Raw genomic sequence first — 24097 nt, 5'->3', positions numbered from 1 at the left:
GAAGCACCACCATGAGCACCTCCCGCCTGCGCACCTTCGGCACCCGTACCGCCGGACCCGGCAACCCCGTCTACATCACGGGTGAGATCGGCATCAACCACAACGGCGACCTCGACAACGCCATCGCGCTGATCGACGCGGCCGCCGAAGCCGGCTGCGACGCGGTCAAGTTCCAGAAGCGCACCCCGGAGATCTGCACCCCGCGCGACCAGTGGGACATCGAGCGCGACACCCCCTGGGGCCGGATGACGTACATCGACTACCGTCACCGCGTCGAGTTCGGCGAGGAGGAGTACCGCGCCATCTCCGAGCACTGCGCCGAGCGCGGCATCGACTGGTTCGCCTCCCCGTGGGACACCGAGGCGGTCGCCTTCCTGGAGAAGTTCGACGTCCCCGCCCACAAGGTGGCCTCCGCCTCCCTCACCGACGACGAGCTGCTCCGCGCCCTGCGCGCCACCGGCCGCACGGTGATCCTGTCCACCGGCATGTCGACCCCGAAGCAGATCCGCCACGCGGTCGAGGTGCTGGGCAGCGACAACATCCTGCTCTGCCACGCCACTTCGACGTACCCGGCCAAGGCCGAGGAGCTGAACCTGCGGGTCATCAACACCCTCCAGCAGGAGTACCCCAACGTCCCGATCGGCTACAGCGGCCACGAGACCGGCCTCCAGACCACCCTGGCCGCCGTCGCGCTGGGCGCCACCTTCGTCGAGCGCCACATCACCCTGGACCGCGCGATGTGGGGCTCCGACCAGGCCGCCTCCGTCGAGCCGCAGGGCCTGACCCGCCTGGTCCGCGACATCCGCACCATCGAGGCCTCCCTCGGGGACGGCGTCAAGAAGGTGTACGAGTCCGAGCTCGGCCCGATGAAGAAGCTCCGCCGGGTCGCGGGCGTCGTCGCCGAGACCGAGAACGCGCCGGCCCCCGAGCCGGCCGCGGTCTGAGCGCCGACCGGTGAACCTCGCCTTCGTCGAGAGCCCGGTCCAGCTCCTGAACGTCCTGGAGTGGACCCACGCCATGGGGGGAGACGACCCGGCCGCCACCACGGTCGTCGTCCTCCCCCCGGTCGACCCGATGTCGCGCGGCCAGCTGCGCAGGATGGCGGAGCTGGCCCGCGACGAGGGCATCACCGTCCGCTGGCAGGAGGCGCGCGGAGGCTCCGGCGCGCCTCTGAAGGCCCTGCGCGCCCTGGGCGGACTGGTCAGGCGCGCGGAGCACATCGTGATCGGCGACCCGTTCTCCCGCTATGTGCAGCTCCTGCTCACCCTGGTCCGGGCCGAGCGCCTCACGGTGGTCGACGACGGCACGGCGACCATGGAGTTCGTCACCCAGCTGGCCCGGGGCGAGCGCCTGACCCGCTGGCACCGCAAGGGCCGCGGCGGCCCGCGCGAACTGCTCCTCGCCCCGGTCACGGCCACCGCCCGGCGCCGCTTCACCCCGACGGCCCGGCACGCGGTGGAGGTCTTCACCGCGATGCCGGTCGAGCCCCCGCCCGGCGTCACCGTCACCGCCAACACCTTCACCTGGACCCGCGCCCGCTTCGGCCCGCCGAGCGTCGGCAAGGGGGCCGACCTGGTCGGCACCTCCCTGGTCGAGACGGGCGTGGTCGACCCGGCCCCGTACCAGGAGGCGGTCGCGTCCCTGGCCCGCACCCACGGCGCGACCCGCTACTTCGCCCACCGCCGCGAGTCCGCCGAGAAGCTCCGCGCCCTGGAGGCCGCCACCGGCCTGGAGATCGTCCGCCCGGACCTCCCCCTGGAACTCATCGCCCGCCGCGGCCCCATCGGCCACACGGTGGTGAGCTTCCCCTCGACGGTGGTCCACACCCTCCCGCTGGCCCTGGCCGGCACCGGCGTGCACGTCGCGGTCTGCGACGTCGCCCCGGAATGGCTCCGCACGACGGCCTCCCCGCGCGCACAGGGCTTCCTGAGCGGCGTCACGGAGAGCGCCCGGGGGGTGCAGCGGCTGACCTCGACGGCGCATGCCTGACGGGGCGTCCACGGGGGAGGGAGCCGCGAGAAGGCCATAAGGGAGCCGCGAGAAGGCCGTAAGGGAGCCGCGAGAGGGCCGTAAGAGAGCTGCGAGGAAGCCGCGAGGGAGCCACAAGGTATACCCACTGTCACGACCCGTCACACGCCCCCACCCCGCCTTTTGTTCCCCTGTGCGGTTGAAGTTTTCTTGATCTGTGGCCAGTTGAGGGGTGAAGGGGCCTACCCTTCACAAGGTGAACCAGTTGAAGTCCTGCGCCTCCCGCCCCGAAGACCTGGTCGACCAGCCGGGAGGAGGTGGGCTGCCCGGCAGGCTCGATGACGAGCTGCGGGCCGAGCTGATCGCCTTCCGCCGGGATCTGCACAGGCATCCCGAGCTGGGCAACCAGGAGTTCCGGACCACCGCCGCCATCAAGGACCGGCTGGAGAAGGCCGGGCTCCGGCCGCGGGTGCTCGACGTGGGGACCGGGCTGGTCTGTGACGTGGGGGAGTGGGACGGCGTGACGCCCATGCTGGCGTTGCGGGCGGACATCGACGCCCTGCCGATCCCGGACACCAAGGTGGACGTCCCCTATCGGTCCACCGTGCCCGACCGGGCCCACGCCTGCGGGCACGACGTGCACACCACCACCGTGCTCGGCGCCGGCCTGGTCCTCGCCGCGCTCGACCGGCGGGGGCTCCTGCCGAACGCGGTGCGGCTGGTCTTCCAGCCGGCCGAAGAGGTCATGCCGGGCGGCGCGCTCAGCGCGATCGAGTCCGGGGTGCTGGAGGGCGTCGGGCGGATGCTCGCCGTGCACTGCGACCCGAAGGTGGACGCCGGGAAGATCGGGCTGCGGATCGGGCCCATCACCTCCGCCTGCGACCGGCTGGAGATCTCGCTCGACGGCCCCGGCGGGCACACCGCCCGCCCGCACCTGACCACCGACCTGGTCACCGCCGCCGCCCGGGTCGCCGTGGACGTCCCCGCGCTGCTGTCCCGCCGCGTGGACGCCCGCTCGGGGCTCGTCCTCACCTGGGGCCGCCTCCACACCGGCCACGCCCCCAACGTCGTCCCGCAGCACGCCGAGCTCTCCGGCACGGTCCGCTGCCTCGACCTGAACGCCTGGCGCGACGCGCCCGACATGGTGCACGCGGCCGTGGACGAGGTGGCCGGAATGCATCGGGCCAAGTCCGTGATCAATTACGTACGGGGCGTGCCGCCCGTGGTGAACGACGCCGAGAGCATCGGTCTGCTGGACGCCGCGATGACCGAGCGTCGCGGATCGTATGCGATCGAGGACACCGAGCAGAGCCTCGGCGGCGAGGACTTCTCCTGGTACCTGGAGCGGGTCCCGGGCGCCATGGCCCGCCTCGGCGTCCGCCCGCCCGGCGACACGCGCGGTCTGGACCTGCACCGCGGCAACTTCGACGTGGACGAGGCGGCCATCACCGTGGGGGTCGAGCTGTTCACGGCCGCGGCCCTCCTGGAGGGCCCGTCCTAGGGGTGCCTCGACGAAGTGTCTGCGGGGCATCTGTGGACGGACCTGACACCTTTCTGTTCACGACGATCCGATAACGGCTTCCGTACGTGCTCTTATCTGACATCTACGCGCGTTACGATCGCCGCGAAACCAGCGCCGGAAGAGGCGCTTCGGTCAGGTTTGAAGGAGCCTTCCCTTGCGCCGGATCACCAGGATTGCCACCGTGGGCGTCGCGTCAGCGGCCCTCGCGCTCAGCGCCACCGCGTGTGGCGGAAAAACGTCGTCGGACGCAGGTTCCGACGGTGACAAGGCCGCCATCGCGTACGACATCGGTGGCCGCGGCGACCAGTCGTTCAACGACGCCGCCTACGCCGGTCTCGCCAAGGCGGAGAAGGACCTCGACATCTCCGGCAGCGAGGCCGAGCCCTCCGACGGGGAGAGCGACGCCGACAAGGTCCAGCGCCTCACCGAGCTGGCCCGCTCCGGCAACAACCCGGTGATCGGCGTCGGCTTCGCCTACGCGCCCGCCATCAAGAAGGTCGCGCCGAAGTTCCCGAAGACCACCTTCGGGATCATCGACGACGCCTCGGTGACGGGCAAGAACATCGCCAACATCGTCTTCAACGAGGAGCAGGGCTCCTACCTCGCCGGCGTCGCCGCCGCCAAGGTCACCAAGACGAAGACGGTCGGCTTCATCGGCGGCGTCGAGACCCCGCTGATCAAGAAGTTCGAGGCCGGTTACGTCCAGGGCGTCAAGGACACCGACCCGTCGGTGAACGTGCTCCCGCAGTACCTGACGCAGCCCCCGAACTTCGACGGCTTCGCCAAGCCCGACCTCGGCAAGGCCGCCGCCCAGGGCCAGCTCGACAAGAAGGCCGACGTGATCTACTCGGCCGCCGGTCTGGCCGGCTCCGGTGCCATCGAGGCCGCCTCCAAGGCGGGCAAGTGGAACATCGGCGTCGACTCCGACCAGTACAACCAGGAAGGGCTCGCCAACTACAAGGAGTCCATCCTGACCTCGGTCACCAAGGACGTCGAGGACTCGGTCTTCAACCTGATCAAGTCGGTCAAGGACGGCAAGCCGCAGTCCGGCGAGATCCGCTACGGCCTGGACAAGGACGGCGTCGGCCTGTCGATGTCCAACCCGGCCTTCACCAAGATGAAGGACGTCATCGCCGCGGTCGACAAGGCCAAGCAGGAGATCATCGACGGCAAGATCACCGTCAAGACCGCCCCGTAACAAGGACGGTCGAGGTCGGTCCCTCCGGCTGGTTTCCCAGGCCCTGTCCGCTCGCCCCGCCGCACTCCGGCGCGGCGGGCGGACAGGGCCGCCGGGCCCTCACCCGTACCGGGGGAGCGCCCGTTCCCGGAGCCGTACCGCAGCGGTACCCGCAGTCAGAACAGCAGCACAGCACAACGCAGTACCCGCAGTAGGAACCGCAGTACCGAAGAAGATCCGCCTCCCGCAGTGCTCCCACCCGGTCCGGACCCCGCGTCCGGACCGTGGCGTGCGCCTGCTGTTTTACGATTCGGCAGCGCTACGCGTGTAGACAGCCCTCCGGCGCGATAACTTCACCCCCTTCAGCCCCTCCGCCCCCGCTCCTGTCCGGCCAAGGAGAGTGCGTCATCAACGCGTCCAGCAGCCCCCCCGCCGTGGAACTGCACGGCATCACCAAGCGCTTCCCCGGCGTCGTCGCCAACCACGACATCGACATCACGATCGGCAAGGGCACGGTCCACGCCCTCGTCGGTGAGAACGGCGCCGGCAAGTCCACCCTGATGAAGATCCTCTACGGCATGCAGAAGCCGGACGAGGGCACCATCGCCATCAACGGTGAGCAGGTCTCGTTCTCCAACCCGGGCGACGCCATCGAGCGCGGCATCGGCATGGTGCACCAGCACTTCATGCTCGCCGACAACTTCACCGTCCTGGAGAACGTGGTCCTCGGCGGCGAGAAGCTGTACGGCATCGGTGCCGGCGCCCGCAGGAAGATCAAGGAGATCTCCGACGCGTACGGTCTCGGCATCCGCCCCGACGCGCTCGTCGAGGACCTCGGGGTCGCCGACCGGCAGCGCGTGGAGATCCTCAAGGTCCTCTACCGGGGCGCCCGCATCCTGATCCTGGACGAGCCGACCGCGGTCCTGGTGCCGCAGGAGGTCGACGCCCTCTTCGCCAACCTGCGCGAGCTCAAGGCCGAGGGCCTGACCGTCATCTTCATCTCGCACAAGCTGGGCGAGGTGCTCTCGGTCGCCGACGACATCACGGTGATCCGCCGCGGTACGACGGTGGGCACCGCCGACCCGGCCACCACCACGACCAAGCAGCTCGCGGAGCTGATGGTCGGCAGCGAACTGCCCTCGCCGGAGACCCGCGAGTCCACCGTCACCGACGTGCCCATGCTGCGCGTGGCGGACCTGGCGCTCACGGTCACCGACCCCGACGGCACCGTCCGTGACGTCCTCGCGGGCGTCAACCTCACCATCCACAAGGGCGAGGTCCTCGGGATCGCCGGCGTCGAGGGCAACGGGCAGACCGAGCTGATCGAGGCCCTGATCGGGATGCGCGACGCGGACGGCGGGGTGATCACCCTCGACACCGACGACATCTCGCACGCCCCCACCCGCAAGCGGCGCGAGTCCGGTATCGGCTACATCCCCGAGGACCGGCACCGCCACGGCGTCCTGCTGGACGCCCCGCTCTGGGAGAACCGCATCCTCGGCCACGTCACCGAGAAGCCCAACAGCCGCGGCTGGCTGCTGGACAACAAGGCGGCCCGTACCGACACCGAGCGGATCGTGCGCGAGTACGACGTGCGCACCCCCGGTATCGAGGTCACCGCGGCCTCCCTCTCCGGCGGCAACCAGCAGAAGCTGATCGTCGGCCGCGAGATGAGCCACGCCCCCAAGCTCCTGATCGCCGCCCACCCCACCCGCGGGGTGGACGTCGGCGCGCAGGCGCAGATCTGGGACCAGATCCGCGCGGCCCGCCGCGAAGGACTCGCCGTCCTGCTGATCTCGGCCGACCTGGACGAGCTGATCGGGCTCTCCGACACCCTGCGCGTCATGTACCGCGGCCGACTGGTCGCCGACGCCGACCCGGCCACCATCACCCCCGAGGAGCTGGGCTCGGCCATGACCGGTGCCGCCACCGGTCACCTCGAAAGCCCGGAGGACGAGGCCCGATGAAGAAATTCGACAAGGACCGGCTGGTCCTGGGCCTCGCCGGCCCGGTGCTCGCCCTGGTCGTGGCGCTGGCGCTGACGACCGTGGTGCTGCTGGCCTCCGGCCGCAACCCCTTCGAGCCGTACCGGATCATGTTCGAGTCGGCCAGTTACGTGGACGTCCAGGTCCTGATCATCAACCAGGCCGGTACGTACTACCTCGCCGCACTCGCCGTGGCCGTCGGCTTCCGGATGAACCTCTTCAACATCGGCGTCGACGGGCAGTACCGCCTCGCCGCGATGATGGCCGCACTGATCGGCGCCAGCGTCAGCCTGCCGGGCCCGCTGCACATCCTGCTGATCGTGATCGTCGCGATGCTGGTCGGTGCCTTCTGGGCCGGGATCGCGGGCTTCCTGCGGACCACCCGCGGGGTGAGCGAGGTCGTCTCCACGATCATGCTCAACTCGATCGCCACCGCCCTGGTCGCCTGGCTGATCCTGCCGAAGAACTTCGGCGAGCAGCCCGCGGGCTCCAACAACCTCACCACCGGTGAGATCGCCGAGTCCGGCTGGTTCCCGGGGCTGCCGATGGGCGACGGGGCCGGGGAGATCTACGGCTTCACGTTCGTGGCAGCCGGCTGCGGCCTGCTGTACTGGTTCGTCCTCAACCGCACCCGGTTCGGCTTCGACCTGCGCGCCACGGGCGCCAGCGAGAGCGCCGCCCAGGCCTCCGGTGTGGACGCCAAGAAGATGATCCTCACCTCGATGCTCATCTCCGGAGCGGTCGCGGGCCTGGCCGGGATGCCGACCCTGCTCGGCGACACCCACACCTACAGCCTCGACTTCCCCACGGGCATCGGCTTCACCGGCATCACCATCGCGCTGCTGGGCCGCAACAACCCGCTCGGCATCGCTCTCAGCGCCCTGCTGATCGCCTTCCTGGACAAGTCGTCGGCCTCGCTCGACCAGTACGGGTACGAGAAGGAGATCGCGACGATCATGCAGGGCCTGATCGTGATCTCGGTCGTCGTCTCCTACGAGCTGGTACGCCGTTACGGCGTCCGCCGCCAGCAGCAGAAGGTCGGCGAGGAGCTCGCCGCCGGCCATGCCATCAAGACCGAGAAGGAGGCGGCCCTGTGAGCATCAGCAAAGCCACCGCCGCACGCCACGCCCCCAAGAAGGGCGGCCGCCGCAAGCTCACGCTGCCCGTCATCCTGCTCATCATCGCGGGCGGCCTCGCCCTCGTCTCCCTGGTCCGCCTGATCAGCGGCGCCGACGACATCACCTCGGTCGGCCAGGTGGCCGGTGCGCTGGAACTCGCCGTCCCGATCGGCCTCGCCGGACTCGGCGGCCTGTGGGCCGAGCGCGCGGGCGTCGTCAACATCGGCCTCGAAGGCATGATGATCCTCGGCACCTGGTTCGGTGCCTGGGCCGGATTCCAGTGGGGTCCGTGGATGGGTGTCCTCTTCGGCATCCTCGGCGGCTGCCTCGGCGGCCTGCTGCACGCGGTCATCACGGTCACCTTCGGCGTGAACCACATCGTCTCCGGTGTGGCGATCAACATCCTCGCCGTCGGCGTCACCCGCTACCTCTCCAACTTCGCCTTCGACGGCGTGCAGGGCGGCTCCTCCAAGCAGTCCCCGCGTATCGATCCGATCGGCAAGATCACCATTCCGGGGCTCTCGGACTGGTTGCAGGACCTCCAGCAGCACCACTGGTTCCTGGTCTCCGACATCGCCGGCATCGTCGGCGGCCTGGTCACCGGCCTCTCCCTGCTGACCCTGCTGGCCCTGCTGCTGATCCCCGCCACCTGGTGGGTCCTGTGGCGCACCCCGTTCGGGCTGCGGCTGCGCTCCTGCGGCGAGTCCCCGGTGGCCGCCGAGACGCTCGGCGTCAACGTGTACAAGTACAAGTACATCGCCGTCACCATCTCGGGCGGCCTCGCGGGCCTCGGCGGCGCGTTCCTCGCGATCGTCGCCACCGGCATCTACCAGGAGGGCCAGACCGGCGGCCGCGGCTACATCGGTCTCGCCGCCATGATCTTCGGCAACTGGATGCCGGGCGGCATGGCCCTGGGCGCCGGGCTCTTCGGCTTCACCGACAGCCTCAAGCTGCGCGGCGGCGCGGAGAACGTCCACGCGATGCTGCTCCTGCTGGCGATCCTGCTGGTCATCGCGGTGTTCTGGCAGCTCTACAAGAAGAAGTACGTCACCGCGGTGATCTCGGCCGCCGTCTCGGCGCTGCTGTTCACCTGGTACTTCCTGACCGACCAGGTGCCGAGCCAGTTCGTCGACGCGGCCCCGTACGTCACCACGCTGCTGGTCCTCTCGCTCTCCGCGCAACGGCTGCGGATGCCGAAGGCGGACGGCGTGCCCTACCGCAAGGGCGAGGGCAAGTGACCTCGCCCGCCTCCGAAGGCACTCCGGAAGGCTCCGCCACCTTCGGCGAGGCCGACTGGGAGGCCCTGCGGGTCGCGGCCCGGGACGCCATGTCCCGGGCGTACGCCCCCTACTCGGCCTACCGGGTCGGTGTCGCCGCGCGGGTGGACGACGGCCGCACGATCACCGGCTGCAACGTCGAGAACGCCAGTTACGGCCTCTCGCTCTGCGCCGAGTGCGGCCTGGTCTCCACGCTCCACGCCACCGGCGGCGGCCGGCTGACCCACTTCACCTGTGTGGACGGCACCGGGTCGGTCCTGGTGCCGTGCGGCAGGTGCCGGCAGCTCCTGTACGAGTTCGGCGGCCCCGAACTCCTCCTGGAGACGCCCCAGGGCCTGCGCACCCTGGACGAGATGCTGCCGCAGTCGTTCGGCCCGCAGCACCTCGGCTGATCTGTAACCCTGGTGGCCCTTCCCCTCCGCGGAAGGGCCACCACCTTTTCCCCTCTCTATGCGCGTAGAGTCAGTGGAACTCTTGCGTACGCACCTGCCGGAAGGACTCCCATGGACGCCATCTCCGTCATCCGCACCAAGCGGGACCGAGGCGAGCTGACCCCCGAGCAGATCGACTGGGTCATCGACGCGTACACCCGCGGCGAGGTCGCCGACGAGCAGATGTCCGCCCTCGCCATGGCGATCCTGCTCAACGGGATGAACCGCACCGAGATCGCCCGCTGGACCGCCGCGATGATCGCCTCCGGCGAGCGGATGGACTTCGCCACGCTCTCCCGCCCCACCACCGACAAACACTCCACCGGCGGCGTCGGCGACAAGATCACCCTGCCGCTCGCCCCGCTGGTCGCCGCCTGCGGCGCCGCCGTGCCGCAGCTCAGCGGCCGGGGCCTCGGCCACACCGGCGGCACCCTGGACAAGCTGGAGTCCATCCCCGGCTGGCGGGCCCACATCTCCAACCAGGAGATGCTGGACGTCCTGGACACCACCGGCGCGGTCATCTGCGCCGCCGGTGACGGCCTCGCCCCCGCCGACAAGAAGCTCTACGCGCTGCGCGATGTCACCGGCACCGTCGAGGCGATCCCGCTCATCGCCAGCTCGATCATGTCCAAGAAGATCGCCGAGGGCACCGGGGCGCTCGTCCTGGACGTGAAGGTCGGCTCCGGCGCCTTCATGAAGACCATCGAGGACGCCCGCGAGCTGGCCTCCACCATGGTCGCGCTCGGCACCGACAGCGGCGTCCGCACGGTCGCCCTGCTGACCGACATGTCGACCCCGCTCGGCCTCACCGCGGGCAACGCCTTGGAGGTACGGGAGTCCGTCGAGGTGCTGGCCGGCGGCGGCCCCAGGGACGTCATCGACCTCACTCTCGCCCTTGCCCGCGAGATGCTGGACGCGGCCGGCCTCAAGGACGCCGACCCCGAGAAGGCGCTCGCCGACGGCTCCGCGATGGACGTCTGGCGCCGGATGATCTCCGCCCAGGGCGGCGACCCGGACGCCACGCTCCCGGTCGCCCGCGAGCAGCACATCGTCACCGCCTCCGCCTCCGGCGTCCTGACTCGCCTGGACGCCTACGACGTCGGCGTCGCCGCCTGGCGCCTGGGCGCCGGCCGGGCCCGCAAGGAGGACCCGGTGCAGGCGGGCGCGGGCGTCGAGCTGCACGCCAAGCCCGGCGACACCGTCACCGAGGGCCAGCCCCTGATGACGCTCCACACGGACACCCCGGAGAAGTTCGACTACGCGCTCAAGGCCCTGCCCGACGCGTACGACATCGCTCCGGCGGGCACGTCCTTCGCGCCGCTCCCGGTGGTGCGGGAACGTATCGCCTGACCTGCGGTTTCCTCGTACGGGTGAACGGGACCGGTGGACTGCCGCCGGTCCCGTTCGGCATGCTGGAGTCGGTGACGTACCGATAGAGGAGACCGCCATGAGCGCACTCACCGTCGACCCCGTGCCGGGCCAGGGGCAAGGCCAGGACTGGGACGACATCGTCCGGATCTGGGAGGAGACGGACGCACCCGAGGGCTGCAAGGTGGAGATCATCGAGGAGATCGTCACCGTGTCGCCGCCGCCGTCCAAGGCCCACAGCGCCACCGCCGCCTTGCTCCAGCGCCCGCTCTACGGCGTCATCCCGGAGGACTGGGGGATCTACCAGGTCCTCGGCGTCGCCCTGCCGGGGCGGGGCGGGATCTACGTCCCCGATCTTGTCGTTCTGCCCCGCGCGGCGGTCTCCGGGCCGGGCTGTCACGTGCCCGCCTCCGAAGCCCGCCTCGTCGTGGAGATCACCTCCCGCGCCAACGCCAACCACGACCGCGTCAGCAAGGTCAACGGCTACGCCAAGGCCGGAGTGGAGCTGTTCCTGCTCCTCGACCCCTGGCACTCCGGCCGCCCGACCGCGACGCTCTACGGGGAGCCGGAGGGCGGTACGTACCGGGTGCTGGAAACGGTCGAGTACGGCGGGAAGATCAGCCTCCCCGAGCCCTTCGCACTCGACCTGGACACCGGTGTCTTCCCGGTGAGCTGAGGCCTCACGTCACCGCATACACGCGAGCGGCCCGCCGCGCGGAGGAGGTCTCCGTGCGGCGGGCCGCCGTCATGCGAGGTCAACTACCGGGCTTGGCCGGTCACTCGCCCAGGTACGCGTTGTAGATCTTCACCGAGGACTTGTTGCCCTTCTTGTCGGTGACGTTGGCGGAGAAGGAGATGCCCTTGCCCTTCGCCGGGTTCTTCACCGTGATCTTGCCCTTCTTCACGGTGACCTTCTTCCAGCTCTTGCCGCTGTTGTAACTGACGTACGTCGTCAGCGACTTCAGGTTCTTCCCGGCAGCCGCACCCTGCACCGTCACGGGCACGGAGACCGTCTTGCCCGCCTTCGCGCGGCCGTCGAGGCCCAGGACCGGGGCGAACCGGACCGTGGAGACCGGCAGCGCCGCGGCGGGGGTCTTCTGGGAGCGGAAGGTCCAGGCCACGTCCACCTGGGTGGAGAGCGGACTGATCTTCGTGCTGTGCTTCACCGAGCTGGTCAGCTTGTAGTCGGCCGCACCGGCCGGGACCCGGAAGGGCTCCCCGGTCAGCGGGTCGCTGTTCTGGGCGAACTTCTTCCCGTTGCGGTACAGCACGGTCTTGGCCGACGAGAGGGTCTGGTAGCCCGCGTTGCCCTTGGCGTCCGCCAGCAGCGGGAGGTACCCCGCGATCTCGTTGCCCTCACGCAGGACGCCGTAGTCCTTGTTCACCAGCGGCCCGAAGACGCCGGTGTTGACGGCCTTCGTGTACGTCTTGCCGGGCTTGTAGGAGGACTCGTTCCCGACCGTGTACTCCGCTTCGTACGTCGGGAAGCCCTCGGGGTCGAGGGGGCCCAGCTGGGCGAAGTCGAAGCTCCACCGCACCTTGTCGGCCGTGGAGACGTACAGCGTGCGCGTGCCGGGCAGCTTCTGCGGGACCGAGGAGCCCCAGCCGCCGCCCTGGCTGGGCAGGAAGCCCCAGGCGTTGATCGCGCCCGTCTTCTTCGGCGCGGCCGCACCCATGGCGATCTTCACCTTGGCCAGCTGACCGCTGGTGAACGTCCGGTTGTAGCCGGTCGCGAGCTGCTTGACCTTGCCGCCCACCGCGATGTCGTACTCGGTGGCCGCACCGCTGGTCCAGGAGCCCGTCCAGTGCTGGGCCAGCGAACCGTCGGTGACCTGCGGACCGACGTGCAGCGTGCGGAAGTTCGCCTGCGAGTCCAGCACCCAGCCGAAGGAGACCCCGGTGTCCTCGGTCTCGACGGAGTAGTCCGCCGCGAAGATCTGCGTCTTCACCTTCTTGTCCGGGAGCGCGATGTTCACCGGCTTCGCCTTGCGGGCGTCGAACGTCAGCGAGGTGTCCTTCTCGACCGTGAGCTTCGGCTGGGCCATCCAGTCGGCGCCCTTGGAGAAGTCCTTGGGGTCACCGAAGACCGCGGAGTTGACGACGTACGTGCCCTTGGGCAGCCGCACCTTCGCCGTGCCGTCGACGACCGGCGTGTTCAGGAAGAAGCCCCCCGCCGCACCGGTCAGGTCGAAGAGGGTGTTCTCCGCGTAGGCGGCCGGACGGCCCTGGCGGTCGATGTGCTCGACCGTGAGGTCGTACGACTCCACCTCGCGCTCGACGGCGGCCGCCGTGCGGACGCTCTGGCCGCCACCGGTGGCCACCAGGTAGGCGGAGTACGTACCGTCGAGGTTGCCGCCGAGACGGGTGTCGGCGCTCAGCGCCACTTCGGCGGTGCCGCCCGCGGGGACGGTCACCTGGTTCGCGCCGAGGGTGAAGAAGCCGGCTGGAGCGGGCTTGCCCTTCGGGTCGGTGCCCGTCACGGACAGATCGAGGGTGACGTCGCTCGTCCCGAGGTTGCGGTACCTGACCTTCTCGGTGCCGGGCAGGTCGTCGCCGTGCGGCCACTGCTGCACGCCGAAGCTCAGGGAGACGGGCTCGGCGATGACGCTCTGGGTGAGCGCGCGGTCCACCGCGATCCGCCCGGAGCCCTGCTGGAACGGGTTGTACGCGCCGGGCTTCGTGGACGCGGTGAGCGCACCCTTCAGCTCGGTGTACTTCCACTCGGGGTGCTGCTGCTTGAGCAGGGCGGCGGCGCCCGCGACATGCGGGGTGGCCATCGACGTACCCGAGATGGTGGAGTAGCCGGCGGGCTTCTGGCCCACCTCCTGGGCGATCATCGAACCGGGTGCGATGGCGGCCGTGATGTCCACGCCCGGAGCCGTCACGTCCGGCTTGATGGCGCCGTCCCCGACCCGCGGGCCGCGGCTGGAGAAGCCGGCCAGCTTGTCCTTGTCGTCGACGGCGCCCACGGTCAGCGCGGCGTCCGCGCTGCCCGGGGAGCCCACGGTGCCCGCGCCGTCGCCCTCGTTGCCCGCCGCGATGGCGAACAGCACGCCCTTCTCGGCCGAGAGCTTGTCGACCCCGGCCTCCAGCGCGTCCACCTCGGGGGTGTCCGTACCGCCGAGGCTCAGGTTGACGATGTCGGCGCCCTGGGCGACCGCCCACTCCATCCCGGCCAGGATGCCGGAGTCCTCGCCGTACCCCTCGTCGTCCAGCACCTTGCCCGCGAGCAGCTTGGCGTCCGGGGCCACGCCCTTGAACTTGCCGCCCGACTTGGCGCCGGTGCCCGCCGCGATCGAGGCGACGTGCGTGCCGTGACCGACCCGGTCCTTGGTGTCCTTGGCGGCGCTGAAGTTCTTCTCCGCCAGGACCTGGCCCTTGAGGTCGGGGTGCGTGGCATCCGTCCCGGTGTCCAGGACCGCGATCTTGACGCCCTTGCCGGTGAACCCGGCCTTCCAGGCGGCCGGCGCGCCGATCTGCGCGACACTGCGGTCCAGGCTCGCCCGGCGTACGCCGTCCAGCCAGACCCGGTCGACGCCGGCCGCCGTGGTGAGCCGCCCGCTGCCGGCCTGCCGGTCGGTGAGCGCCTTCCAGATGTCGGCCGCGTCCTCGGTCGGCGTGGTCACCGACTCGGCGTTCAGCGACCGCAGGCTCCGGCCGACCTCGGTGGAGCCCGCGTCGCGGACCTGCGCCTTGGCGGCGGCGGCCTTGCCCCGGTAGCCGACGATCAGCTTCAGGCCGTCGCGCTGGGACCGCAGGTTCTCCGGCCGGCTCAGCTCCGTGACGTCGAACAGCCGCCGGTCGAGCTTGCCGGAGCTGATCAGCCGCTGGGCGTCGGCCGGGACGACGAGCGTGCGTCCCTTGCCGGTCATCCGCTGGACCGGGATGTGCTCGCGGCCCTCGGCGGGCCGGAAGTGCACCGGCCGGCCGTCCTCGTCCACGGTGACCCGGTCACCGGTGATGAGGGTCAGGTGGTGCTGGGCCTTGGCCTGTGCCCGGACCCCGGAGGCCCCCCTCTGGTCCGGCTGGGCCACGGCCGGACTGACCATGCCGGCCGCAAGCGCCACGGCGACCGCGGTGGCGACCGCCGGTATGCACGCGTTTCTCACGTGTCTGCGCAACTCTCCCCCTGGAGAACTCGATGGTTCTTCACCCCGTCGGTCCGCTGACACGCACGAGTGACGGCTGCGGCCGACGGTTCGGTGAAGTAGAGGGTATGCGGCGCCCATTGGTTCACAGGATCAGCACAGGTTCGGGGAACTGACGCAAAAGAGCCGTCCCGTGGCCGGTGCGAGCACCGGGGCGGCCGATGACTTTCGTACGCCCAAGGGGTCTGCCTGACGTGGATGCCAAGAACCCGATCGTCCTGACCCTGCCCGGCCAGGTCGCCCGTGAAGCCGTACCCGGTCTCTGCGCCGAACTGGAGAGCCGTCTCGCCGGGCCCCGGGGCACCGCGTCGGAACCGGCCGTGCCGGTGGAGTGCGACGTGGGGGGCGTGGCCCAGGCCGACCTGGCCCTGGTCGAGGCGGTGGCCCGGCTGGCGCTCGTCGCCCGCCGGGCCGGTCGTCAGCTGCGGCTGCGCGGTGCGGGGCCCGAACTCCGTGGGCTGCTGGAGCTGGTGGGGCTGACCGACGCGGTCGCCCCGGAGGAGCCCGTCACTGCCCGTCCGTCGCCGCCGGAAGCCGGTCGGGCAGCCCGAACAGCGGGAACCAGCGCTCCACGTCCAGGAAGCAGTGCATCCCCGCGATCGCCCCGTCCTGGACGTCGATGACCTGCACCGCCCACGGCACGAAGCCGGAGCCCTCCAGGTCGGGCTTGTAGTGCGCGAAGCCCGGGGAGCCGTTGGCCGACACGGGCAGCAGCCGGGAGCCCGCGCAGGCCGCACCGATGGTGGTCATGAAACCCGTGATGTCCGAGGTGCCCCGCAGCCACAGGTCGAACGGCGGCATCGTCATCACCGCGTCCTCGTGGAGCAGCGCGGTCAGGGCGGCCATGTCGTACCCCTCGAACGCCTTCACATAGCGCTCCAGGAGCTTGAGCTGCTCCTCGTCGAGCGGGTCCGCCGCGTCCGGCACCCGGCCCTCGTGCTCGGTCAGGGTGGCGCGGGCCCGCTGGAGGGCGCTGTTGACCGAGGCGACGGAGGTCTCCAGCAGCTCGGCGACCTCGGCGGCCTTCCAGGCGAGCACCTCGCGCAGGATCAGCACGGCCCGCTGCTTGGGCGGCAGGTGCTGGAGGGCGGCGACGAACGCCAGGCGCACCGACTCCCGCGCCACGGCGGCCTCGGCCGGGTCCTGGACGGTGGGCAGGATGCGGGCGTCCGGCATCGGCTCCAGCCAGACGTTCTCCGGCCGGGGGCTGAGCGCGGCCCGGGCGAGCGGGGTCGGGCCCGTCAGGTCGACCGGACGGGCCCGCTTGTTGCCCGCGCTGAGCATGTCCAGGCAGACGTTGGTGGCGATGCGGTAGAGCCAGGAGCGCAGCGAGGAGCGGCCCTCGAACTTGTCGAAGTTGCGCCAGGCCCGCACCAGGGTGTCCTGCACCGCGTCCTCGGCCTCGAACGCCGAACCGAGCATCCGGTAGCAGTACCCGGTCAGCTCGGTCCGGTGGCCTTCGAGGCGGGCGTCGACATCGGCGTCACCGCAGACTCCGGTGCTCGCGCCCGCCGCCGCGGCCGTCCCCGTGGTCAGATCGCTCATCGCTCCACCCCTGTCGCGCAGCCGCGCCGCGGCCTCCGTCACCCGGTACGTCGGAAGCTACCGCAGGCCACTGACAACAGGGGTGGAAAGAAGCCGACGGGCGATCGCCGGTCAGGCCGGGTCAGGTCCCGGGCTTGCGCCCGTAGACGTACACGTCGTCGCCGTTCTTCAGCAGTTCCCAGTATGACTTCGCGTCGGCGGGACGCATGTTGACGCAGCCGGCGGAGCCCGGCGGGTTGTACATGGACTTGGTGACCGAGTGGAACGCCTGGCCACCGTCGAAGAACTGCGAGTGCGGCATCCACACCTTGTAGATCGTCGACCAGTGCTTGATGTTGCGCCAGTAGATCTTCTTGGCGCCGGTCCGGGTCTCCGCGCCGTCGCGCCCGGTCCGCACCGGCACCGGGCCGTAGGTGAGCTTCTTGCCGTCCTGGATCCAGCTCAGCTGCCGGGTCAGGTCGACACAGGCGATGCGCCCCTTGTCGGTGGGACACTGCCCGGCCTTGTTCGGGTTCTTCCCGGCCGCCTTCTGGGCGTTCATCGTGTTCATGGTGCGCCAGGTCAGCGGCCCGGCGTACCCGATGGTGGGGGTGATGCCGTGGGCCCGCTGGAACTTCTGGATCGCCTTGCAGTCGGCCGCTGACTGCTTGCCGTCCACGGGCCGCTTCAGGAACTTCTCGACCTGCTTCTGGTGCGGCCCCGTGGAGGTGGAGCAGGAGGCCGCCTGGGCCGCGGTGCCGGTGCCCAGGACCAGGGCGGGCGCCGCCACCAGCCCGGCCACGGAGAGGGCGACCCCACGTCGCAGTCGCCCTCCGGATACGTATCCCATCACTCCCATGTGCCCCAACTCCCCTTCGCCCACAGTGGTTTTGTGGTTACGCCTGGTAGACGCGCGAAGGGGAGGGGTGGTTGCACGGGGCAGGTCTCGGTTGCGTCGCGTTCCGGCATAGCCGGAATAACGGCCTCCGCTTCCCCCGGGTTCTACCGGGCCGGCCCGCCACTTCTACCGGGCCGCCGGCACCAGGGCCCGCCGCTCGGCCCGCGCCACCCGGGTCCCGTACAGGGTGATCGAGACGACGCCGAGGACCGCGAGCAGGCCCAGCGCCACCGTCGCCGCCCAGCCCCCCGCGTGGAAGGCGACCGCGCCCAGCGTGCCGCCCGCGCTGGAGCCCAGGTAGTACGCCGACTGGTAGAGCGCCGACGCCTGCGCCCGGCCCGTCGTCGCGGTCCGGCTCACCGACGACGAGGCGACCGCGTGCCCGGCGAAGAAGCCGGCCGTGATCAGCACCAGGCCCAGCAGCACGGCGGCCAGCTGGTCGGCGAGCGAGAGCAACAGCCCGGCCGCCGTGGTGGAGACCGCCAGGTAGAGGGCGCCCCGGCGCCCGAGCCGGGCCACCAGACGCCCGGCCGCGGCGGAGGAGACCGTACCGACCAGGTAGACCAGGAAGATCGAGCCGACGATCCCCTGCGGCAGCGAGAACGGCTCCTCGACCAGCCGGTAGCCGATCACCGTGTAGACCGCGCCGAACACCGTCATGAACAGCGCGCCGATCGCGTACAGCCTCACCAGCAGCGGATTGCCCAGATGGGTGGCGACGGTCTTCGCCAGCGCCTTCGGGTTCAGCGAGCCGGGGGTGAAGTTACGGGCCTTGGGGATCAGGAAGTGGAAGGCGACGGCGCACGCCACCGCCAGCAGGCCGACCGCCGCGAGAGCCGTGCGCCAGCCCCAGAGCTGGGCGACCCAGCCGGTGAGGATGCGGCCGCTCATGCCTCCGATGCTGTTGCCCGCGACGAACAGCCCGATCGCCGCGACCAGCGCCTTGGGCCGGACCTCCTCCGCGAGATACGCCATCGCGGAGGCCGGCAACCCGGCGAGCGCGGCACCCTGGATCGCCCGGAGCGCGATCAGCCAGCCGATCGAGGGGGCGAACGGCACCAGCATCCCGACCAGGACCGCGACCGTCAGCGAGGCCGTCATCATCTGCCGCCGCCCGAACCGCTCCGAGAGCGCGCTCAGCGGCAACACGCAGAGCGCCAGGGCGCCGGTCGCCGCGGAGACCGTCCAGCTCGCCTGCCCGGCACTCACACCGTACGAGGCGGAGATCGCGGGCAGCAGGGCCTGGGTGGAGTAGAGGAGGGCGAAGGCCGCGACACCGGCGGCGAAGAGCGCGAAGCTCATCCGGCGGTAGCCGGGGCGGCCGGGCTCCAGCCGCTCGGTGGCGGCGGGCGCGGCGGCGCGGGAGGTGATGACGGGGGACGACGGGGCAGAGGCATCCACGATCACGGTGGATGCCCCGGTATCGGCGGGAGGCATACGCCGAAGGTAGAGGGCCGGGTTTCATGCGTCCAATGCACGAAACCGCCATAATCGATCCCATGGCGCATCAACGCAGCTCACAGCCTCGGCTGTCACCGAGCAGTTACGAAGAAGACATCCGGGCCGTCCTCGCGCCACGCCTCGCGTACTTCGAGGCGGTCGCCCGGCACGAGCATGTGACCCGCGCCGCACACGAGCTGGGCGTCCCGCAGTCCACGCTCTCCCGGGCCATGGTCCGGCTCGAAGCGGACCTGGGCGTCGCCCTGTTCGCCCGCAAGGGCCGTACCGTCTCGCTCACCCCGGCCGGCCGCACCTTCCTCGGCTCGGCCGAACGGGCCCTGGCCGAGGTGGAGAAGGCCGCCGACTCGGTCCGGGAGGACGCCGACCCCACGGCGGGCCGGGTCTCCTTCGGCTTCCTGCACACCATGGGCTCGGAGACCGTACCCGCCCTGATCCGCGGCTTCCGGGCCGACCACCCCAAGGTCCGCTTCCAGCTCGTCCAGAACTACGGCGAGGCCATGATCGAACGCCTCCGCGCGGGCGGCCTCGACCTCTGCCTCACCTCACCCGTGCCCGACGCCCCCGACCTGGTCACCCGCCGCCTGGACGAACAGCGCCTGCGCCTGGTGGTCCCCGACGACCACCGTCTGGCCTCCCGCCGCCGCATCCGCCTGGCGGAGGCCGCCGACGAAACCTTCGTCACGCTCGAACCCGGTTACGGGCTGCGCCGGATCACCGACGACCTCTGCACGGAGGCGGGTTTCACCCCGCGTGTCGCCTTCGAGGGCGAGGAGGCCGAGACCCTGCGCGGACTGGTCGCCGCCGGGCTCGGGGTGGCCCTGCTGCCGCCGCCCGCGGTCGCCCGGCCGGGCGTCGTCGAGCTGACGGTCACCGCGCCGCGCGCGGTCCGCGAGATCGGGGTCGCCTGGCTGGACGGCCACCCCGACACCCCGCCGGTCGCCGCCTTCAAGCGGTTCCTGCTCTCGCGCCGGGGGAATCTGCTGCCGGACTGAGCGGCACCCGGAGCCACGCTGGCCCGCGGGCAGGACAGTCGGCGCATCGGCGCATCAGCGGCTCAGTGCCGCAGCGACCGTCCGAACCCGGCGGCCAGCGGCATCCGCAGGCCGAGCGGCGGCGGCGCGGCCAGCGCGTCCTCGACCGGCCGGGCGTAGGACCGGGCGAAGAGCGAGCCGCGGACGAAGTCGGCGGCCAGCGCCACCACTTCGGGCCGGTGCTGGCGCAGCGCGTGCCCGTCCGAGTGGACCTCGAAGCGGCAGGTGTCCCGGTTGGACTTCTTCGCCCGCTCGGCCAGCCGGTACGACAGCTCCGGGTCGGTGCGTTCGTCGTCGGTGCCGTGCACGATCAGCACCCGCCGCCCCACGAGCTGCTTCACCGGCTCCGGTTCGGCGACGGCCCGCTCCGGCAGCCAGGGGGCCATCGCCAGCACCGAGGTGACCGCCCCGTGCCCGGCGGCCCGCAGCGCCGCCCGCCCGCCCATCCCGTGGCCGGCCAGGCACACGGGCACGTCCCCGTACCGCCGCTGGACCTCGTCGGCCGCCCAGGCCGCGTCCGCGGCGGGGTGCGCGTCGGTGTCGTTCCAGCCCCGGCAGCGGTAGCGCAGGACGTGCACGGCCAGCCCGTCGCCCTCCCCGGCGCGCGCCAGCGCACGGGCGAACGGCAGCTGGAGTGCGTACGACAGGGAGGAGGGGCGCCGCCGCGAGTCGGCCTCGCCGTCCGGGAGCAGCAGGACCACGCCGCTGACCTCGTAGGGTGCTCCGGCCGTCGAGACGGCCCGTCCCAGCCTGGCGGCAGGCAGGGGGAGTGCGCGCTGTGCCATGACAGAACAGTCTCAGAAGAGCAGGTGTACTCCACCCGACTTTCCGGTCACTGTTACGCATCGACAGAAGGCGCCGACAGGCGCTCTACGCGCGTAGGCGCTAGAGTGCCAAGATGACGAGCCAGACCCCGAACGTCCCTGATTCCGACCAGATCCGGCGCGCCCCCAAGGTGCTGCTCCACGACCACCTCGACGGCGGCCTGCGGCCGGGCACGATCCTCGAGCTGGCCCGCGCGCAGGGTTACGACTCCCTCCCCGAGACCGAGGCCGACAAGCTCGGCGTCTGGTTCCGCGAGGCCGCCGACTCCGGTTCGCTGCCCCGGTATCTGGAGACCTTCGCCCACACCTGCGCCGTCATGCAGACCCGCGACGCGCTCTTCCGGGTGGCGGCGGAGTGCGCCGAGGACCTCGCCGAGGACGGTGTCGTCTACGCCGAGATCCGGTACGCCCCCGAGCAGCACCTGGAGGGCGGCCTGACCCTCGAAGAGGTCGTCGAGGCGGTCAACGCGGGCTTCCGCGAGGGCGAGCGCATCGCCCGGGCCAACGGCCACCGCATCCGGGTCGGCGCCCTACTCACCGCGATGCGGCACGCGGCCCGCGCGCTGGAGATCGCCGAACTCGCCAACAGCTACCGCGACCAGGGCGTCGTCGGCTTCGACATCGCGGGCGCCGAGGCCGGCTTCCCTCCCACCCGCCACCTCGACGCGTTCGAGTACCTCAAGCGGGAGAACAACCACTTCACGATCCACGCGGGCGAGGCCTTCGGCCTGCCGTCGATCTGGCAGGCCCTGCAGTGGTGCGGCGCCGACCGCCTCGGCCACGGGGTGCGGATCATCGACGACATCGAGATCGCCGAGGACGACTCGGTCGCCCTCGGCCGGCTCGCCTCCTACGTACGGGACAAGCGCATCCCGCTGGAGATGTGCCCGACGTCCAACCTGCAGACCGGCGCCGCCACCTCGTACGCGGAGCACCCGATCGGACTGCTGCGGAAGCTGCACTTCCGGGTCACCGTGAACACGGACAATCGCCTCATGAGCGGGACGAGCATGAGCCGGGAATTCGAGCTGCTGACCGAGGCATTCGGATACACGCTCGACGACATGCAGTGGTTCACCGTCAATGCGATGAAATCAGCTTTCATTCCTTTCGACGAACGCCTCGCCATGATCAATGAGGTCGTCAAGCCCGGTTATGCCGAACTGAAGTCCGAGTGGCTTTTCCGTCAGACCGCTGTGACCAGCGGTTCTGCCGCAACCGCCAGCTGACGTTCGGGACGCGGACGATGGCCGGGATGCGAAATCCCGGCCATTTTTCGTGTGTCGGGATGTTTGCGGTCGGGGCAGCGGGATGGCTACCTTGCAGAGCCGCTCACATCCCCTTTCCCCAAGGATGAATTCTTCATGAAGAAGTCTGCTGCCAAGACTCTCGGTGTCGCCGCTCTCGGTGCCGCTTTCGCCGCTGCCGCCGCCGGCAGCGCCTCCGCCGCTCCCTCCCTGCCGCTCGACACCGTGGCGGGCGTGCTCCCCGTCTCCACCATGGCGGTGGACACCGTCGCCAAGACGGCCCAGAACGCTCCCGTGCAGGAGACCGTGAGCAAGATCCTCGGCGGCGACGCCACCGACGCCGCCGCCCCGGTCACCGGCCTGCTCGGCGGACTGCCCACCCAGGGCCTCACCGCCAACGGCATCCCGCTCGGCGGCTGACCCGCACTCGTACACGCAGGTGGGGCGCGCACCCGGATCAGGGTGTGCGCCCCACTGCCGTGTCCGAAGGCCCCTCGGCCGGTCGCGTCACCAGGCCGTCGCGGACGAGGCGGACCTCTCCGAGGGCAGGAGTGCCCACAGGGCCAGGTAGAGCACGAACTGCGGGCCGGGCAGCAGGCAGGAGACGAGGAAGATGACGCGCATCGTCCCGGCCGAGGTGCCGAAGCGCCGTGCCAGCGCGGCGCAGACACCGCCGATCATGCGTCCTTCACGGGGGCGGACAAGTGCGGCCATGGCGGGCTCCTTCGCGAACCGTAGCGGTGGGAGCGGCTCGGTCCTGCTCCCGATGTATCCATGGTGCGTCCGCGAAGGGGACAGAGCATCGCTCTACGGGGCGATGCCGACCCTGGTAATCGTCGGGGTCGAGCCCCCAGGGGCCTCGTCCCGCAGACGGGTCTCCTGACGGTACCGGGGGAGGTCCCGTACGCCCGGCACTCCCCGGCGGCGCAGCCGCGCCCGGCACGCCGGGACGAGCGCCAGATGGGCCAGGACCACACCGGTGGTGTTCAGCAGCACCGAGTCGATGTCGACCACCTGGCCCGGCACCCCGGTCTGGCCCAGCTCGATGGCGAGCGAGATCAACGACCCGGCCGCCACCGTGCGCAGCAGCGACACCCAGGGGGAGACGAAGATCCGGCCCCCGGCCATCGGCAGCAGCACCCCGAGGGGGGCCAGCAGGAGCAGCGCCCCGCCGATCCGGCGGGCGGCCTCGACCGGTCCCAGCGCCAGGTCGGCCCGGATGGAGGCGAAGGGGTCGAAATTGGCGGCCGTGATCCAGGGCACGTCCAGCGGGCGCAGCGTCAGCCACCCGACGAGCAGCAGATGCGCGAGGAGGAGAGTGACCCCCGCCGCGCGGAAGTGGATGACGGTCTGACCGTCCGAACCTAGACGCACGCCCACCAAGACGCCCCGACCGGCAGGATCGGTTCCGGTGACTTGGTCCGCGCCCGCCACGGCACCAGGTCAGTCCCGTACGAGCGCGTCCGGAGTCGTCACGTCCTGCGGCCGCGACTTCGTCTGCGAGGTGCACAGGTGGCCGCGCGGCGGGTACTTCCCGGGGCCGCCCAGGACCACCGAGCCCTCCGTGACGAGGGCCTCGTTCTCCGCGTACGTACACACCAGCTGTGCCAGCGCCTCCGCCGAGAGGTCCTCGGGCTGGCTGCTCAGCCGCAGCGTGCCCGCCGGGTCACCGGCGCGGGCGGGCTCGACCCGCAGCCCCACCGGGACCGCCGTGGAGAACCCGGCCCGCCGCTCGTTCTCCGGCGGTGCCTGCTGGACCTGGTCCAGCAAGGCGCGCGCGGCCGCCAGCCGGCCGGTCCCGGACGGGCCGCCCGGCACCGGCCGGTCCACCGCCACCAGCTGCGAGGCGCACACCAGGTACACCGGTGCCGCCACGCTGTCCGGGGACCGGGTGGCGACGTCCGCCGAGGGCAGCCGGCACGGCACCCGGGACGGCGCGGCCCCGGCGTCCACGGGCACGGACGTCGTCCGGATGCCGCACCCCGAGGCCAGCGCGGCGGCGGCCAGGACGGCACACAGCGCGGCGGCGGCACTCCGCAGCCGGGAGGGGCCCGTCACCGGTCGGGAGGGGCCCGTCACCGGTCGGGAGGGGCCCGTCACCGGTCGGGAGGTGTCCGT

At 71.1% G+C, this 24097-nt stretch carries 22 protein-coding genes; 14 read left to right on the top strand and 8 right to left on the bottom strand.

The window, feature by feature from the left end:
• Window positions 1-11 precede the first annotated feature (11 nt).
• From ACIQAK_RS05500 to ACIQAK_RS05455, 10 genes are all read left to right on the top strand, one after another.
• On the top strand, window positions 12-944 hold the full coding sequence (locus ACIQAK_RS05500) for an N-acetylneuraminate synthase family protein (protein WP_366390959.1): 933 nt from the start codon (window positions 12-14) through the stop codon (window positions 942-944).
• 10 nt (window positions 945-954) lie between these two features.
• Entirely contained in the window at window positions 955-1989 is a 1035-nt protein-coding gene (locus ACIQAK_RS05495; protein ID WP_366390960.1) for a hypothetical protein, read from the top strand.
• Between the two features lie 244 nt (window positions 1990-2233).
• Window positions 2234-3469: an amidohydrolase gene (locus tag ACIQAK_RS05490; protein ID WP_366391098.1), complete on the top strand. Its 1236-nt coding sequence runs from the start codon at window positions 2234-2236 to the stop codon at window positions 3467-3469.
• 175 nt (window positions 3470-3644) lie between these two features.
• On the top strand, window positions 3645-4688 hold the full coding sequence (locus ACIQAK_RS05485) for a BMP family ABC transporter substrate-binding protein (RefSeq protein ID WP_366390961.1): 1044 nt from the start codon (window positions 3645-3647) through the stop codon (window positions 4686-4688).
• 362 nt (window positions 4689-5050) lie between these two features.
• Window positions 5051-6634 (top strand): ABC transporter ATP-binding protein, encoded by a 1584-nt coding sequence (locus tag ACIQAK_RS05480; RefSeq protein ID WP_401363448.1) that lies wholly within the window; start codon window positions 5051-5053, stop codon window positions 6632-6634.
• Window positions 6631-7749 (top strand): ABC transporter permease, encoded by a 1119-nt coding sequence (locus ACIQAK_RS05475; RefSeq protein ID WP_366390963.1) that lies wholly within the window; start codon window positions 6631-6633, stop codon window positions 7747-7749. The genes ACIQAK_RS05480 and ACIQAK_RS05475 overlap by 4 nt, the downstream gene beginning before the upstream one ends.
• Complete coding sequence (locus ACIQAK_RS05470) at window positions 7746-9008, top strand: ABC transporter permease (protein ID WP_366390964.1); 1263 nt, start codon at window positions 7746-7748, stop codon at window positions 9006-9008. The genes ACIQAK_RS05475 and ACIQAK_RS05470 overlap by 4 nt, the downstream gene beginning before the upstream one ends.
• Window positions 9005-9439, top strand: coding sequence for a cytidine deaminase (locus ACIQAK_RS05465; protein WP_366390965.1), 435 nt, complete (start codon window positions 9005-9007; stop codon window positions 9437-9439). The genes ACIQAK_RS05470 and ACIQAK_RS05465 overlap by 4 nt, the downstream gene beginning before the upstream one ends.
• A 111-nt stretch (window positions 9440-9550) precedes the next feature.
• Entirely contained in the window at window positions 9551-10828 is a 1278-nt protein-coding gene (locus ACIQAK_RS05460) for a thymidine phosphorylase (RefSeq protein WP_366390966.1), read from the top strand.
• Window positions 10829-10925: 97 nt separating this feature from the next.
• On the top strand, window positions 10926-11522 hold the full coding sequence (locus ACIQAK_RS05455; protein WP_366390967.1) for a Uma2 family endonuclease: 597 nt from the start codon (window positions 10926-10928) through the stop codon (window positions 11520-11522).
• 100 nt (window positions 11523-11622) lie between these two features.
• Here ACIQAK_RS05455 and ACIQAK_RS05450 read toward each other — a convergent pair whose 3' ends face one another.
• The gene (locus tag ACIQAK_RS05450; RefSeq protein ID WP_366391099.1) at window positions 11623-14895 is read right to left on the bottom strand and encodes a S8 family serine peptidase; all 3273 of its coding nucleotides are present in this window, start codon (window positions 14893-14895) and stop codon (window positions 11623-11625) included.
• 260 nt (window positions 14896-15155) lie between these two features.
• On the opposite strand from ACIQAK_RS05450, the gene ACIQAK_RS05445 reads away from it, so the two are divergent.
• Window positions 15156-15617, top strand: a complete 462-nt coding sequence (locus ACIQAK_RS05445) for an STAS domain-containing protein (RefSeq protein WP_366390968.1) — start codon at window positions 15156-15158, stop codon at window positions 15615-15617.
• Here ACIQAK_RS05445 and ACIQAK_RS05440 read toward each other — a convergent pair.
• The 3 genes from ACIQAK_RS05440 to ACIQAK_RS05430 all read right to left on the bottom strand — a co-directional run bounded on the left by ACIQAK_RS05440 (window position 15502) and on the right by ACIQAK_RS05430 (window position 18853).
• Window positions 15502-16539 (bottom strand): sigma-70 family RNA polymerase sigma factor, encoded by a 1038-nt coding sequence (locus tag ACIQAK_RS05440; RefSeq protein WP_366390969.1) that lies wholly within the window; start codon window positions 16537-16539, stop codon window positions 15502-15504. The genes ACIQAK_RS05445 and ACIQAK_RS05440 overlap by 116 nt on opposite strands.
• 121 nt (window positions 16540-16660) lie before the next feature.
• Window positions 16661-17377 carry a L,D-transpeptidase gene (locus ACIQAK_RS05435; protein ID WP_366390970.1) on the bottom strand — a complete coding sequence of 239 codons (717 nt, stop codon included), beginning with the start codon at window positions 17375-17377 and terminating at the stop codon, window positions 16661-16663.
• Between the two features lie 165 nt (window positions 17378-17542).
• Complete coding sequence (locus ACIQAK_RS05430) at window positions 17543-18853, bottom strand: MFS transporter (protein ID WP_366390972.1); 1311 nt, start codon at window positions 18851-18853, stop codon at window positions 17543-17545.
• Between the two features lie 62 nt (window positions 18854-18915).
• Between ACIQAK_RS05430 and ACIQAK_RS05425 the strand changes: the two genes are divergently transcribed.
• Window positions 18916-19869: a LysR family transcriptional regulator gene (locus ACIQAK_RS05425; RefSeq protein ID WP_366390973.1), complete on the top strand. Its 954-nt coding sequence runs from the start codon at window positions 18916-18918 to the stop codon at window positions 19867-19869.
• 62 nt (window positions 19870-19931) lie between these two features.
• On the opposite strand, the gene ACIQAK_RS05420 is transcribed toward ACIQAK_RS05425, so the two are convergent.
• The gene (locus tag ACIQAK_RS05420; protein ID WP_366390974.1) at window positions 19932-20693 is read right to left on the bottom strand and encodes an alpha/beta hydrolase; all 762 of its coding nucleotides are present in this window, start codon (window positions 20691-20693) and stop codon (window positions 19932-19934) included.
• Between the two features lie 113 nt (window positions 20694-20806).
• On the opposite strand from ACIQAK_RS05420, the gene ACIQAK_RS05415 reads away from it, so the two are divergent.
• Both ACIQAK_RS05415 and ACIQAK_RS05410 read left to right on the top strand, forming a co-directional pair.
• Window positions 20807-21961, top strand: a complete 1155-nt coding sequence (locus ACIQAK_RS05415; RefSeq protein WP_366390975.1) for an adenosine deaminase — start codon at window positions 20807-20809, stop codon at window positions 21959-21961.
• Between the two features lie 135 nt (window positions 21962-22096).
• Complete coding sequence (locus tag ACIQAK_RS05410) at window positions 22097-22399, top strand: hypothetical protein (protein WP_366390976.1); 303 nt, start codon at window positions 22097-22099, stop codon at window positions 22397-22399.
• A gap of 87 nt (window positions 22400-22486) precedes the next feature.
• On the opposite strand, the gene ACIQAK_RS05405 is transcribed toward ACIQAK_RS05410, so the two are convergent.
• From ACIQAK_RS05405 to ACIQAK_RS05395, 3 genes are all read right to left on the bottom strand, one after another.
• Entirely contained in the window at window positions 22487-22693 is a 207-nt protein-coding gene (locus ACIQAK_RS05405) for a PspC domain-containing protein (protein ID WP_366390977.1), read from the bottom strand.
• Window positions 22694-22786: 93 nt separating this feature from the next.
• Entirely contained in the window at window positions 22787-23353 is a 567-nt protein-coding gene (locus tag ACIQAK_RS05400; RefSeq protein WP_366390978.1) for a VanZ family protein, read from the bottom strand.
• Between the two features lie 69 nt (window positions 23354-23422).
• Window positions 23423-24058 carry a hypothetical protein gene (locus ACIQAK_RS05395; protein WP_366391100.1) on the bottom strand — a complete coding sequence of 212 codons (636 nt, stop codon included), beginning with the start codon at window positions 24056-24058 and terminating at the stop codon, window positions 23423-23425.
• Between the last annotated feature and the right edge of the window lie 39 nt (window positions 24059-24097).

It is taken from the genome of Streptomyces sp. NPDC088706, from assembly GCF_044752765.1.
GTDB lineage: Bacteria > Actinomycetota > Actinomycetes > Streptomycetales > Streptomycetaceae > Streptomyces.
Note: the sequence above shows the minus strand (reverse complement) of the source record. Positions and strands in the feature narration are given on the sequence as shown.